At 35.7% G+C, this 13,829-nt stretch carries 12 protein-coding genes and 1 pseudogene; 11 read left to right on the top strand and 2 right to left on the bottom strand.

Annotated features, from left to right (window positions below; genetic code table 11):
• Position 1 precedes the first annotated feature (1 nt).
• The 4 genes from GJV85_RS11545 to GJV85_RS11560 all read left to right on the top strand — a co-directional run bounded on the left by GJV85_RS11545 (position 2) and on the right by GJV85_RS11560 (position 5,887).
• Complete coding sequence (locus tag GJV85_RS11545) at positions 2 to 1,315, top strand: tetratricopeptide repeat protein (RefSeq protein ID WP_207561530.1); 1,314 nt, start codon at positions 2 to 4, stop codon at positions 1,313 to 1,315.
• Complete coding sequence (locus GJV85_RS11550; protein WP_207561531.1) at positions 1,316 to 4,450, top strand: carboxypeptidase-like regulatory domain-containing protein; 3,135 nt, start codon at positions 1,316 to 1,318, stop codon at positions 4,448 to 4,450.
• A 68-nt stretch (positions 4,451 to 4,518) separates the two neighbouring features.
• Entirely contained in the window at positions 4,519 to 5,193 is a 675-nt protein-coding gene (locus tag GJV85_RS11555; RefSeq protein ID WP_207561532.1) for a response regulator, read from the top strand.
• Positions 5,194 to 5,206: 13 nt separating this feature from the next.
• Complete coding sequence (locus GJV85_RS11560) at positions 5,207 to 5,887, top strand: response regulator transcription factor (protein ID WP_207561533.1); 681 nt, start codon at positions 5,207 to 5,209, stop codon at positions 5,885 to 5,887.
• Between the two features lie 109 nt (positions 5,888 to 5,996).
• On the opposite strand, the gene GJV85_RS13855 is transcribed toward GJV85_RS11560, so the two are convergent.
• Together GJV85_RS13855 and GJV85_RS13860 are read right to left on the bottom strand one after the other, a co-directional pair.
• Positions 5,997 to 6,440, bottom strand: a complete 444-nt coding sequence (locus tag GJV85_RS13855; protein WP_430739173.1) for a putative porin — start codon at positions 6,438 to 6,440, stop codon at positions 5,997 to 5,999.
• Positions 6,441 to 6,485: 45 nt separating this feature from the next.
• Positions 6,486 to 7,184 (bottom strand): annotated as a pseudogene (locus tag GJV85_RS13860) (putative porin); the annotation flags it as partial.
• A gap of 141 nt (positions 7,185 to 7,325) precedes the next feature.
• Here GJV85_RS13860 and pstS point away from each other — a divergent pair.
• From pstS to GJV85_RS11600, 7 genes are all read left to right on the top strand, one after another.
• Positions 7,326 to 8,330: a phosphate ABC transporter substrate-binding protein PstS gene (gene pstS / locus GJV85_RS11570; protein WP_207561535.1), complete on the top strand. Its 1,005-nt coding sequence runs from the start codon at positions 7,326 to 7,328 to the stop codon at positions 8,328 to 8,330.
• Positions 8,331 to 8,456: 126 nt separating this feature from the next.
• A complete protein-coding gene (gene pstC / locus GJV85_RS11575) occupies positions 8,457 to 9,455 on the top strand; it encodes a phosphate ABC transporter permease subunit PstC (RefSeq protein ID WP_207561536.1) in 999 nt (332 codons plus the stop codon).
• Entirely contained in the window at positions 9,456 to 10,259 is an 804-nt protein-coding gene (gene pstA / locus GJV85_RS11580; RefSeq protein ID WP_207561537.1) for a phosphate ABC transporter permease PstA, read from the top strand. It begins immediately after the preceding gene.
• Positions 10,260 to 10,263: 4 nt separating this feature from the next.
• Positions 10,264 to 11,046, top strand: a complete 783-nt coding sequence (pstB, locus tag GJV85_RS11585; RefSeq protein ID WP_207561538.1) for a phosphate ABC transporter ATP-binding protein PstB — start codon at positions 10,264 to 10,266, stop codon at positions 11,044 to 11,046.
• 51 nt (positions 11,047 to 11,097) lie between these two features.
• Positions 11,098 to 11,757, top strand: a complete 660-nt coding sequence (locus tag GJV85_RS11590; RefSeq protein WP_207561539.1) for a PhoU domain-containing protein — start codon at positions 11,098 to 11,100, stop codon at positions 11,755 to 11,757.
• A gap of 30 nt (positions 11,758 to 11,787) precedes the next feature.
• Positions 11,788 to 12,456 carry a response regulator transcription factor gene (locus GJV85_RS11595; protein WP_207561540.1) on the top strand — a complete coding sequence of 223 codons (669 nt, stop codon included), beginning with the start codon at positions 11,788 to 11,790 and terminating at the stop codon, positions 12,454 to 12,456.
• Positions 12,450 to 13,829, top strand: a complete 1,380-nt coding sequence (locus tag GJV85_RS11600; protein WP_207561541.1) for a sensor histidine kinase — start codon at positions 12,450 to 12,452, stop codon at positions 13,827 to 13,829. The genes GJV85_RS11595 and GJV85_RS11600 overlap by 7 nt, the downstream gene beginning before the upstream one ends.

A 13,829-nucleotide genomic window follows, 5' to 3' on the forward strand; every position in this document is an offset into this window, starting at 1 on the left:
TATGATAAGCAATAAATTGCAATGCAAAAAATCACTAAATGATTTTTGTAAAAAAACAATACTAACAACTTTATCTCTGCTAGTCCTTTTAAACGTGTCTAGTTATGCTAAAACTATTGATGACAGCGTAGATCATATTGGTCTTGCGACAATGATGATATATGATGCAAGGTATAAAAAAGCTAAAGAGGAGTTAGACCTAGTAGATAAGAAATCTCCTAAATTTGATGCTGCAAATTACTATACGGTTCTTGGTGTTTACAACTCTAAACTTACAAATACAAAAGAGGCGATAGAAGCTTACAAAAAAGCGATAGAGGCGACTAAAACAAAAGAGTTTCTTGCTCCTAAAGTTATAACGCAGGAGAAGTATCTCTTCTCTATAGCTAGTTCAAAAAAAGAAGAAAACACAACTCCTAAATTTGACACGGAGGCTAAACGCCAAGATAAGATAGAGCAACTTTATATGTACCTAACGCAAGAGTACTACAAGTTAAAAGATTACAAAAACACAGTTGATTCACTCCAAAACGCAGGCGAGAGAGGAAAAAGTCGTGCTGGTCTTTATACTCTCAGAGCTGAGTGTTACTACAAACAAGCTAAGCATTCTGAAACTTTTACTGCTTTAAACGAGGGGATCAAAAGATTTCCTGATGATAGTAAACTGTTAAAACAGAAGTTCTACTACTTTGCAGACCTAAAACTTTATCAAGCGGCGATTGACGCGTCAAAAGTTTATATGGACAAGGTTGGCGTTAGCTCTAAAGAGTATGTAGCACTTGCACAAATGCTTATAGGTGCAAACCAGATAGATAGTGCCATAGCACTTTTAGAAGAGGCAAAACTAATGTTTGCTAAAGATGCGAAAATTGGCATTTTACTTGGGCATATGTATCTTAAAAAAGATATGAAAAACACAACCGCTCACCTTTTTGAAGAGAGCTCTTACTACGACAAGCAGTATTTAAAAGACGCAGTTGAGATGAACCGTCGCGCTGGAAACAATCTCCATGCACTTTACCTCAACACTCAAAACATTGACAAAGTAGAAAAACTAAAACAGAAAATCGCTATCTATCTAAACGCAGGTGAATACAGAAAAATTATAGGTTTACAAAAAGCTCTTAAACGCTACAAGATGCTTGATGATGAGAACTTAAGATATGCGCTTGCTTACTCATACTACTCTGTAGGTGATTATGAAAACTCTGAATCTCATCTAAAGTATATCTCTGATAGTGAGCTATTTAGCAAAGCGACAGTGATAAGAAAAAATATAGAAAAATGTACAAATGACTCTATGGAGTGCTTATAAATGAAAGCCTTATTTAAAACTATTACCCTACTTTTACTACTCTCATCATCAATTTTAGCAGATGAGACTGGTTCTGCTTCAATCTTCTCATTCTTAAATGGAGTGGCATTAGAGAAAAATGAAGTTCTCATCGATGGATCTTACAAGTACTTTAGCGATGAAGATGGAAGTGTTGAGCTTATCCTTGAAGTTGGAACACACCAGATAGAGATATTTGCAAAAGATGAAAATGGTGCAAACCTTGGTTATGCTAAAAAATCTATAGAGATTAAAGAGGGACGTGACACTCAAGTTATCGCTACATTTAATGATGAAGGATTAATACCTCAAATAGAAGTGGATACTCCTCTTGGAAATTCAGATACGATAACGGCAGATAAAGAGAACACTGGACTACTCCATGGTCTTGTTCTAACTTCTGATAAAAATCTTCCAATACCTAATGCTAGGGTATTTGTTAAAGGTACCTCTATAGATGCTAAGAGTGATGAAAATGGTAACTTTTATGTTGAGATACCTGCTGATGTAAACATAAGCATATCTATAGTTCACTCTGAGTACAGCTCTCAAACACTCAACAATATAGTTGTGCAAAAAGATGACACTATCAACAAAGAGATAAAACTTACTCCTGCGAGTATGGAACTTGAAGAGTTTATAGTTCTTGCACCTAAGGTACAAGGTTCTATCGCTACTATTATGGCTGAAGAAAAAGAGAATAGTGCTATAACAAACATAGTTGGTGCTGCTGAGATGTCTAAAAAAGGCGATTCAACTGCAGCTGGTGCACTTAGACGTGTAACAGGTGTAACACTTGTTGATGGAACAGATGTTTATGTTAGAGGCCTAGGTGGTCGCTACTCTAATGTTGAGATGAACTCACTCCCTCTACCTTCTCCAGACCCACAAAGAAGAACGGTTCCTCTTGATATCTTTCCATCTGCAGTAATCAGTTCTATGAAAGTTCAAAAGAGTGCAACTGCTGATATTCCCGCTTCATTTGGTGGTGGATACGTTGACATCAGAACTAAAGGAAAAACGAAAGAGAACTATTTGAAAATCACCACTGAGATGAAACAAAACTCAAACAGTGGAAAAGCTGTAAACTCTTATGAAGGAAGTACGACTGACTGGATGGGAGTAGATGATGGGTATAGATATATCCCAGTAGAAATTCTTAATGCTTCACAAATAGTTGTAGGAGAAGTAGTTCCTACTTTTGATGCACGCAACAACCAAGCATATACGACTGCAATTACAAACAGACTATTTACTTCAAATAAAGAGACTCTTCCTTTAGGTGGAAAAATGACACTAGAGGGTGCCTATAACTTAGAGATAGCAGATAAACATGAGCTCTCTTTTTTCGCGAACTACTCTTATGGTCAAGATCATACTTATAGAGAAGAGAAATACTTCAAATACTCTTATAATAAAACAACTGACTCTCTATACACAGATCCTGAACAGTATGGAGACAACTACACAACACTCAACAGATACACAAACGCAGGTATGTTTAACCTTCACTACAACTATGCAGACGTATTTAACCTCAAATACACAAAACTTTATAGTAAAATTTCTGAAAAGGTGACTAAGGTATCTGATGGTATTGCAAACTCAGATGATGACTGGAAAATCCGTTATGACCTTAACTGGGAAGAGAGAACTCTTGATGTTAACCAACTCACGGGTGATCTTAAGTATGAAGTAGCCGATTTTGAAAATATTTTTACATTTGGTAGTGAGCTTGCACTTGCTGACCTTAACCAACCATCTAATTATAAATATGCTTATCTTAGAGATGTTAGGTTTGATGGTGTTGTAGTTGGAGAACCTTACTTAGATAGGTTTTCTCCAAATGCGTTTTTAAACCTTACATCACAAGATGAGCTCTTTGCTCTCTCACTAAACAACAAGACTATCTTAGATTTTTTCAGTGAAAAAGATTACATAGAAGTTGGTCTTATTAATAGTGCAAAAACTAGAGAGTCCAGATATAACAAGTACTTAATGAACAAGAGTACTTCTGATAAGTTAACTGATGATATCGACTCTATTTACGATGCAAGTATAAGAAATAACTACGATGAAACATTTAGACTTGATATCGCGTTTCAACCAGCTTACTGGTACGATGCACAAGTTGATGAAACTAGCTACTTCACAAACTTCTTCTTAAAGCCTCTTAAAGAGCTAGAGATATTAATAGGAGCTAGACAGACTAACTTTACTCAAACTGTTTACCAATATACAAACAACAATGACGCGTTAGCGCCGATAGAGAGTGTGCCAGAGTCTTTAGCGTTTAACTCTTTACTTCCAAGTTTGGGGATAAAGTATATCTTTGATAAGAAAAACCAGCTTAACTTTGCGTTTGCTCAAACTTATATAGTTCCCGATCTAAGAGAATTTACTAGTGCTGAGTACTTTCATCCTTATGAAGTAGCTACGGTTCAAGGTAATCCAGACCTTGTAAATACAAATATCTATAACTATGATTTGAAGTATTCACACTACTTTTCTGATACTGAAAGTTTAAGCTTTGGAGTATTTTACAAGTACCTAGATAAGCCAATTGAAGATGTACAGCTACCATCATCGTCACTACCGCGTTATAGTTATGATAACGCTGACTATGCGACTCTTTATGGATTTGAGATAGATGGTCGTAAGAGTTTTAATACAATTCACAGCTACTTAAAAAATTACTATATATCAGGAAACTTCTCATATACAAAATCAGTAGTATCTCTTAGAGAAGAGCAAATAAGTACTTATACAACAAACAACCGCGAGCTCCAAGGTCTTTCGCCTATGGTCATAAATGCATCTCTTGGTTATGAAAGTAAAGGAAGAGATGTGACTCTATCATATAACAAAATGGGTGAGCGTATTCGCAAGGTAGGAATGGTAGATGGTAATGATGAGTTTCCAGACTTCTATGAAGTACCTCCTCAGGTTCTTGACTTTGTATGGATAGAGGGTTTTGACAATGGTCTTAGCCTGAAACTCAAATGTCAAAACCTACTTGATGAGGAGACTATTTGGTATCAAGGAAGTACAAACAACATTACCAATAAGTTTAAAGTTGGTAGGTTTTATAGTTTGGCAATCGCTTATAAGTACTAACATAAAAAGCGTAACCAAAAAGTAATGCAAAGTCTCTATAATATAAGCATATAAATAAGAGGTTTGATATGAGTCATAAAATAGTAATAGTTGAAGATGAAGAGGATTTACTAGATTTACTTGAATACAATCTCTCTAAAGAGGGCTTTGACGTTGTTGGGTTTTTAAACACTAAAACAGTTGAGACTCTTTTAGAAGAAGAGGAGATTGATCTTATCATCATGGATAGAAATCTTCCCGGTGTTGAGGGAAGCGAGTATATACAATCTTTAAGAGACAACGGCATTCAAACGCCAGTTATTTATCTCAGTGCTAAAGATAGCGACTCAGAAGTTGAAGAGGGTTTTTTGCGCGGTGGCGATGACTACATGACGAAACCTTTTAATATGAAAGAGCTTATTCTTCGGATAAAGTCCATCTTAAGACGTACTGTTAAAAGTACATCTCAAGGGAGCATTCGCCATAAAGATTTACTCTTAGATATGGATGCGAGAACTCTAATGGTAGATGAAATGGTAGTTGAGATAACTAAACTGGAGTTTGACCTACTTTATGAGTTTATCCTCAACAAGAACACTATTTTAGATCGTGACTATCTCTTGCAAAACGTATGGAAAAATTCTGAGCAAAACCAGTACAAAACCGTAAACGTAGCCATCACAAGACTTAAAGATAAGATAGACCCACAAAAGACAAAAAACTATATCCAGACTATACGCGGAATAGGTTATAAACTATCATAAGAGGATAGAGAGAATGAAAGAGCAAATACTTATAGTCGATGATGACAATGATATACTAGAGCTGCTAGAGTATAACTTGAGTGCTGCTGGTTATGATGTTCTTGGGTTTTTAAGCACAAAGCATGTCAGAAGCGTGCTTACTCAAGAAAATGTCGACCTCATCATTATGGACAGAAACCTTCCGGACATCGAGGGAAGTTACTATGTTGAGATGCTAAGAAGTAAAAATATCAACACTCCCGTTATCATGCTCTCAGCCAAAGACTCTAGTGAAGATATCAAAGAGGGTTTTTTAAAGGGTGCGGATGATTATGTCACTAAACCTTTTGACATAGAGGAATTGATTCTTCGTGTAAAGGCTGTTCTTAAACGCTCAAATAGAGAGTTTAAAGAGATAGTCGAAGATCTTGAGTACAAAGATATGAAGTTAGATTTAAATCTACATAGAGTTTTGATTCAAGGAGTTGAAGTTACGTTAACAAACCTTGAAACATCTCTTTTACAAATCCTAATATCCAACAAAGGAAAAGTCTTAGATAGAGATTTTTTACTTAAGTACGTATGGAAAAGCATAGAAGATATTCACCCAAAAACAGTAAATGTAGCTATGAAAAGATTAAAAGAGAAAATCGACCCACTAAAGAGTAAAGATTATATTAAAACTATTAGAGGTGTTGGGTATATGATGGTATAAAAGAAGACTCACTAAAGAGTCTTCAAGTAAGGAGAAAATGAAATCTGTTTTATTGGGTACTTTACAAAGCCAAGGAGATGACTCTGTATTTTAAGGGAGTGAAATATTATTAAAAAGTTATTATCGCGTCTAACTGCACACGCTCGTAATCTGTGTCTGCAGCTTCACCATCTTTACTAGCATAGCGTGTATTATAGAACCAAGTCCCTGCAAGATACGTGTTCTTACCAAATTTATATTTTGTTCTAATAGCATGACCTTTTGAAGCTGTACCACCACCAAAGTTATCTGAGTCAGAGTGTGCACCAAGTGTAGCATCTTCTTGCAAGTCCGTATATGAGTACTTTAGCTGCCAGTCAGTAACTTCTTTAGCCTTACCTATTTGAAAAGCTACGTCATATCCAAAATTTTTCTCTGTTGCAGCAGTGTTATAGACTACTCCTGCAGCTAGTGCAAATGGTAGACCAAGTACATCTTTGAATTTAAGTTCACTAAATGCTTCTACGATATGATAGTCATTTGCAAATAGACCGCTTACCATAGTATTACCCATGCCAGAAGTACCATTGCTATTAGAGTTATAAAGAGGTGTATTACCTTTTACTCCATCATAGTAGTAAAGTCCTGCACCTAGATTAAGTTTTGCACTCTCTAGTTTTGTTGTTCTTACATATTGTGCTAAAACAAGATTTACATCATTTTTACTTACTGAAGCCTCTGCTAGACTAGTTTGATTCATACCAAGAGTGATTATATTTGAATCATCATTGTATTGGTAGTTAATACCATCTAATGAGATATCATTATCCCAAACGAGTTGTGATTTAATAGGTCTATACATCATATATGGTGCTCTACCTACTTTTAATATAGAGTTGCCAAATGTATAATCAATTGCTACAGCATTGAATCTCATTGAGTCCACAAAGTACTCTGAAATACCTCGTGTATCCTTATTTGCCTCTACAAAAGTTTGGTTACCTGAAGTTGGATTAGCGTTACCACTTCTCATACCAACTTCAACTTGAAGATGATCTGTAATATCAACATGTGAACCTAGTCTTAAACGGTAACGACCAAGATACTGTTTTTTTTCACTACCATCAAAGTAGTAATACTCTTTACTCTCATATCTTATTCTTAAATCACCTTTGAAATGAAACCTATCGATTATGTTTTTTTCATGTACATTAGTTGAGTCTTTTACTTCTTCTATACGTTCGATAGGATGATCTATGTCCGATTCAGCTATTGCTAAAGTAGTGAGCATTAAAGTAGATAAAACTATTTTATTCATTTTAATTCCTTAAATTATTTGTTGGTGGAATTGTAAATCATTTCGGTTACATAATGATTACGTTAAATTACAAAAATGTAACCAAAAAGAAACCAACAAGTTTTATAATTTCGCCATCTAAAATATAAAAGGTATATACATATGACTCAAATGATTAAAATTGCATTAGCAAGTACAGTTTTGTTAACATCACTAAACGCTGGTGAGATTATCAAAGGTAGTGGAGCTTCATTTCCATATAGCGTTTACCAAAAATGGCTAAAAGCATATAATAAAGAGAGCGGTGTTAGAGTTGACTACATTAAAAAAGGCTCATCTAAAGGTATTAAAGACGCTAAAGCAAGAGCTGTCGACTTTGCTGGAACTGATAAACCACTAAGTCCAAAAGTACTTCGTAAAAATGGACTTTTACAATTTCCAGGTGTTGTTGGTGCAATCACTATGGGTTACAATGTTCCAGGTGTTGATGGACTTAAACTTAGCAGAAGTGCAATAGTAGCTATAGCAGATGGTTCAATTACTCACTGGGATGATGCTTTAATCGCTAAAGAGAATGCAAATGTTAAGCTTCCACATGAAAAACTTACATTTGTTCACCGTGCAGATGGAAGTGGAACTACTTACAACTTTACATACTACCTAAGTAAGGTTTCAAAAAAGTGGAGAAAAAGCTTTGGTGCTAAAAAGTCTCTTTCATGGCCAGGAGATCATCATATAGGTGGTAAAACAAACTCTGGTGTTGCCGCTTTACTTAAGCAAACAGAGTATTCTGTAGGTTACATAGACTATGCAGATGCTAAAAACAATGACATAACGATGGCAACTGTAGAAAATCGTGAGGGCAACTTTATAGTTCCAACGCTAAAATCTTTTCAAACTGCCGCTGCAAAAGCAAGTCTAGATCCGAAGAAAGATTTTTATGCTGTTATAGCTGATCCAAAAGGAGCTGAGTCTTACCCAATGGTAGCTGCAACTTTTATACTTATTCCTTCGGAAAAAGCTAAGACAAATAAAGATGTAACTAAGTTTATCGACTGGTGTTATGTAAACGGTCAAGATATAGCTATGGGCCTTGGTTTTGTACCACTACCAGACTCATTAACTGCTAAGATTAGAGCTTACTGGGATGCTAAAGGCATTAAGTAACTCTTTTTAAATTTCATACTTCAAGTGTCACTCTTTTGAGTGATGCTGCTTCTCCCTTGTTTGTAACCCTAATGTAACCAAGTTTTTATAAAATTCCATATCAAATTTAAATAGGCTATATTCTTTATGGAAAAAATATTTCAAAAACTCTCTATCAGTAGTGCGACACTTGTTTTTGTCATTCTTATTGGTATCTTCATTACTCTTTTTATTGCTGCTAAACCAGCCATAGATGAGTTTGGATTTGACTTTATCGTAAATCCTGACTGGAACAAAGAAGTTGTGGTTGAGATTACTGACACCCAAATTGCAGTAGAAGACTTGAGCGACCAGGGTAATGAAATCATCGATGAAGATGATATGGAAATTACTGATGAAGATGACATCATCGAAGATGAAGACGAAGTTATGTTTGATGAAGATGAAGAAGGTACTTTAACTACAACTATCTATGGTGGCCTTGTCCCAATAGTAGGTACACTTCTTACAACTCTCATAGCTCTTGCTTTTGCTCTTCCCATCGCTATGGGTATTGCGGTGTTTTTAGCGGAAATCGCTCCTAAAAACATCTCTCACATTGTCGGTATCGCTATTGAACTTTTAGCGGCTATTCCTTCTATCATATTTGGTATGTGGGGGCTTTACTACTTCGCTCCTATAGTTGCCGATTTAGTTGGTGGTTATCAAGTTTCTCTTTTAACGGCTGGACTTGTTCTTGGCGTTATGATACTTCCATTTATGGCGGCAATTACTAGAGATAGTATGAACACAACTCCAGGCGTGCTTAAAGAATCGGCTTATGCACTAGGTGCTACAAAATTTGAAGTTATAAAAGACATCATCTTTCCATACTCAAGAACGGGTATCATCGGCTCCATTATCTTAGCATTAGGACGTGCTTTAGGCGAGACTATGGCTGTTGCGTTTCTTATTGGTTCTATCTTTGTTCTGCCATCAGCGATTAACGACCCAACAATATCTATACCTGTTGCAATGGCAAACAACTTTGGTGAAGCAAGTGGACTCGGTGAGTCAGCGCTATTTTATCTAGCATTAATTCTTTTTGTAATAAGCTTTGCCGTAATTTCAATAGCTAAATTTTACTTCCTAAAAAAGGCTCACTAGATGCGATTATTAGCAAATAAGATATTTTTAGCGCTTTCAGTTCTCTCAGCGATGATAGGCCTTGCTTTTTTAGCTTGGATACTCATCACTCTATTTATAAAGGGCTTAGGTTCTTTTCACTTCAACCTATTTTTAAATGACCTTATCAATGGTGGTCTTAGAAACCTTATCATCGGTCAGTTTATCTTAGCAGGTCTTGCTGCGGCTATTGGTATTCCTTTAGGGATGGCAGCTGGTATCTACTTGCAAGAGTATGGCCGTGGAAAATACGCTTCGCTAATTCGTGACCTGAGCGACATCATGATGTCTGCGCCATCTATAGTTATAGGTGCGTTTGTATATGCGGTAGTTGTTGTCCCAACTGGCGGAACAAGTGGTTTTGCGGGAGCCATAGCGCTTGCAATCATGATGATACCAGTCGTTATAAATACAACTGACAATATGCTTAGCCTTGTTCCCCGTGAACTCCGTGAAGCTGGAATCGCTCTTGGCGCTTCTAAGTATCGCGTTATTTTAGATATCGTTATTAAAGCCGCTAAGGTTGGAATTATGACGGGTATACTGCTAGCGTTTGCTCGTATTATCGGTGAGACTGCACCTCTACTTTTTACGTCTGAGACGTCTAACTACTTTAGTCTTGATCTGACTGAGAGTTTTCCATCTCTCACGGTTAGTATCTACGACTTAGCAAACGAACCTGAAGAGTCTAGCCGTGATTTGGCATGGGCTGCTTCATTTATACTTACAGTTTTGGTTTTAATCATAAACCTAACTGGAAGATTTATCACAAGAAATAAGGACTAATACAATGCCAGTAATGAACATCAAAAAATTCTCTTTTACTTATCCTGGAGTTGAGCATCCCTCTCTTCGCAACATTACTCTTCCAATAGAGAAAAATAAAATCACTGCGCTTATCGGTCCAAGTGGTTGTGGAAAGTCAACACTACTTCGTAGCATGAATAGAATCCATGACGTATACCCTGGAAACAAGTACGATGGAAAAATAGAGCTTCTAGACGCCGTTACGGGTGAGCGAAACAATATCTTAGAGATCCAAAAAGAGAATGAACTTATCAAACTTCGTCAACAAGTTGGAATGATTTTTCAAAAGCCAACGCCATTCCCAATGAGCATATTTGACAATGTCGCTTATGGTCTTAAAATAGCGGGTTTAAAAAATAAAACAGAACTAGCAGATAGAGTTGAGCAAGCTTTAAAAGATGGAGCACTCTGGAAAGAGGTTCATGATAGACTAGGTAAATCGGCAATGGGTCTCTCAGGTGGACAGCAGCAGCGTTTATGTATAGCACGCGCAGTTGCCGTTAAGCCAGAAGTCATCCTTTTTGATGAGCCTACATCTGCACTTGATCCAATTAGCACCGGAGCTATTGAAGAGCTTTTAGTTGAACTTAAAAAGGACGTAAGCATAGCGATTGTTACACATAACATGCAACAAGCTTCACGTATAAGTGACTATACGGCGTTTATGTATCTTGGTGATTTAATCGAGTATGATAAAACAGAAAACATCTTCTTAAACCCTAAAGAGAAAAAGACTGAAGATTACATCACTGGCCGTTTTGGATAGAATCTTAAACTTTAAACTATATATAAAATAAATTGAAGGAAATAATAGAATATGCTACCAACATTTCAAACTAATTTAGACGGAATAAAAAGTAAACTCTTAGAGATAGGCAATGGACTCCTAGAGTCAAACAAACTTATACTCTTAGCTCTTAATGATTGTGATAATGAAAAGTTCATTGAAGCCAGAGCTCATATAAAAAACATCGGGGCAAAGACTGATAAGATTGACAATGAAATCATAAAGGTTCTTGCACTCTATACACCAGAAGCAAGAGACTTAAGACGTGTTATCGCTTACTTAAAAATCACAAATGAACTTTCACGTGCTTGTTCAAACACAAGAAGCTTCATCAGAGGTTTTACAGATGTATGCGTTGATGTTGATGTTGCTACTATTAACGAGTATGCAGTTCCTATGCAAACATCAACAGTAAAAGCGATAGAGCTCACTCTGAGTATGATTGACTATGAAGATGAAGAGGAGATTCAAGAGATTTATAATGATGTTCTTATAGAAGAGAACAAGACTGATGATTTGTATGAAATGGTAGAGAGAAATCTATCTCTTCAAGCAGACTCTTTGCAAAATTTTGAGAAGTTTCATAAGATGCTTAGAGCCCTTAGAAAAAGTGGTAAAATCGCTTCACGTGCTATAAGCATAGCAAATCTTCTAGTATATGCAAAGGTTGGTGGTAACTTTCATAACTAAAAATTAGGCGACATTTGCTACAATAATGTCATGAATAAAACAGTATTAATCGTTGATGATGAAGAAGATATTTTAGACTTACTTGAGTATACCTTGAGTAGTGAGGGCTATGATGTCATTACATGTGTAGATACGTCAAATATTAGAGACATACTTGATGAAGAGGATATCTCTCTCATACTTATGGATAGAAACTTACCAGGAGTCGAAGGCAGTATGTTTATAGAGAGGATTCGAACTGAGGGCTACAACCAGCCTGTTATCTATGTAAGTGCCAAAGATTTATCTGATGATATCGTAGAGGGTTTTGAACGTGGCGGTGATGACTATATAACAAAACCTTTTAATATTAACGAGCTTAAAGCTCGAGTAAAAGCTCTGATTCGTCGTACAAGTAAAACTCAAGATGTCCTCAAATACAAAGACATCTCCTATAGTCCATCAAACAAAACTTTCCAAATTGATTCTAAAGAGATAAAACTTACAAGTCTGGAGCATGATCTTCTTTTGGAGTTCATGAAAAATCAAAATATTTTGCTCTCGCGTGAGACCCTGCTTGAAAACGTATGGAAAGACAGTATCAATAAGCAACTCAAAACCGTTAATGTAGCCATCAAACGCCTCAAAGAAAACATAGACCCAACGGGTGAAAAAAACTATATTCAAGCAGTCCGTGGCGAGGGCTATATATTTTGTTAAACTTTCACCAACTTGTACTTAGAAAATTTCTTCTTATCTTTTCGCTACTTTTTATAGCTCTTGGCATAGTTGTATACTACTGGGTCAAAGAGTTTCAAATAGAACAGACAAAAAATGCCCTTATAGATAACATCAAAGTTTTATCTTTGAATCTTCCTCGCTGTGAAAATTTGGATAAATTAGCACAAGATATAAAAAATGATTTAGGGCTTAGACTCACTCTTATAGATTTTGATGGAAACATCATTGCAGAGTCCCATAAAGACAAAACAAAAATGGGAAATCATAAGTATAGAGATGAAGTTGTTGCATCAAACGATAAAGAGTATGCATATAAAATAAGACGCTCTAATACCCTCAAAAAAGATTTTCTTTATGTAGTCAAACGCTACGAGAGTTTTAAAACTCCTATGTACATTAGACTCTCGCTTGAGATTAAAGGTATTGAGCAAGATATCCTCTCTTTAGGAGAGGAGATACTTGTTTTACTCTTACTTTTTTTCATAGTTCTATTTTTTGTTACTTATAAAATAAGTAAAAGAATAGAAGAAGAGGTGCAAAAAATCGTAAACTTTTTAACCTCACTAACAAAAAAAGACAAAGAGACTTATATAAGTTCAAACTTCTCTTTAGAGTTTCATAAGATCACTTCACTTCTAACGAAAGTATCACAAATCCTTGTGAAAAAAGAGAAACAAAAAAGTAAGTTTACACAGAAGCTTCAGATTTCCAACAAACAAAAAGATGACATCATATCTGCAATAAGCCATGAGTTTAAAAATCCAATCGCTGTCATAAACGGCTACTCACAAACGCTAATGGATGATAAAGATATAAACCCTAATATTAGACAGAAGTTCTTAACTAAAATCTATAAGAATGGCATCAAGCTTAGTGAACTTATAGACACGCTAAGACTCTCTTCAAAACTAGATAGTGGCCAACAAGAGATGCAGTTTAAAACTATAAATATTTATGAACTTGTGACAGAGACTGTAGAAAACATACAACTAAACTATCCTAAACGCCAAGTTATTGTAAATGGGGATAAGGATATAACCCTAAAAGGAGATAGTTCGCTTTTTAGCGTAGTCATTACAAACTTGGTTGAAAATGCTTTTAAATATTCTGAAGATGAAGTAATAATCGAATTTGATGCACAAAAGATAAGTGTTATCGATACGGGGATTGGGATTTCTAAAAAGAACTTAGAAAATATTACAAATAAGTTTTACAGAGTCAATGAAAATAGTTGGAATAACTCTTTAGGGTTGGGATTGTTTATCGTTAACAATATACTGAACCTTCACAACTTTAAACTTGAAGTTCAAAGCATAGAAAATGAAGGTTCAACATTTAGCGTTAAGTTTTAG

Origin of the sequence: Sulfurimonas aquatica (assembly GCF_017357825.1) — a bacterium.
GTDB lineage: Bacteria > Campylobacterota > Campylobacteria > Campylobacterales > Sulfurimonadaceae > Sulfurimonas > Sulfurimonas aquatica.

Excerpts from the sequence above, each read along its gene's own strand:
- GJV85_RS11545 (WP_207561530.1), top strand. The coding sequence starts at position 2 with ATGATAAGCAATAAATTGCAATGCAAAAAATCACTAAATGATTTTTGT.
- GJV85_RS11550 (WP_207561531.1), top strand. The coding sequence starts at position 1,316 with ATGAAAGCCTTATTTAAAACTATTACCCTACTTTTACTACTCTCATCA.
- GJV85_RS11555 (WP_207561532.1), top strand. The coding sequence starts at position 4,519 with ATGAGTCATAAAATAGTAATAGTTGAAGATGAAGAGGATTTACTAGAT.
- GJV85_RS11560 (WP_207561533.1), top strand. The coding sequence starts at position 5,207 with ATGAAAGAGCAAATACTTATAGTCGATGATGACAATGATATACTAGAG.
- GJV85_RS13855 (WP_430739173.1), bottom strand. The coding sequence starts at position 6,440 with ATGGGTAATACTATGGTAAGCGGTCTATTTGCAAATGACTATCATATC.
- pstS (WP_207561535.1), top strand. The coding sequence starts at position 7,326 with ATGACTCAAATGATTAAAATTGCATTAGCAAGTACAGTTTTGTTAACA.
- pstC (WP_207561536.1), top strand. The coding sequence starts at position 8,457 with ATGGAAAAAATATTTCAAAAACTCTCTATCAGTAGTGCGACACTTGTT.
- pstA (WP_207561537.1), top strand. The coding sequence starts at position 9,456 with ATGCGATTATTAGCAAATAAGATATTTTTAGCGCTTTCAGTTCTCTCA.
- pstB (WP_207561538.1), top strand. The coding sequence starts at position 10,264 with ATGCCAGTAATGAACATCAAAAAATTCTCTTTTACTTATCCTGGAGTT.
- GJV85_RS11590 (WP_207561539.1), top strand. The coding sequence starts at position 11,098 with ATGCTACCAACATTTCAAACTAATTTAGACGGAATAAAAAGTAAACTC.
- GJV85_RS11595 (WP_207561540.1), top strand. The coding sequence starts at position 11,788 with ATGAATAAAACAGTATTAATCGTTGATGATGAAGAAGATATTTTAGAC.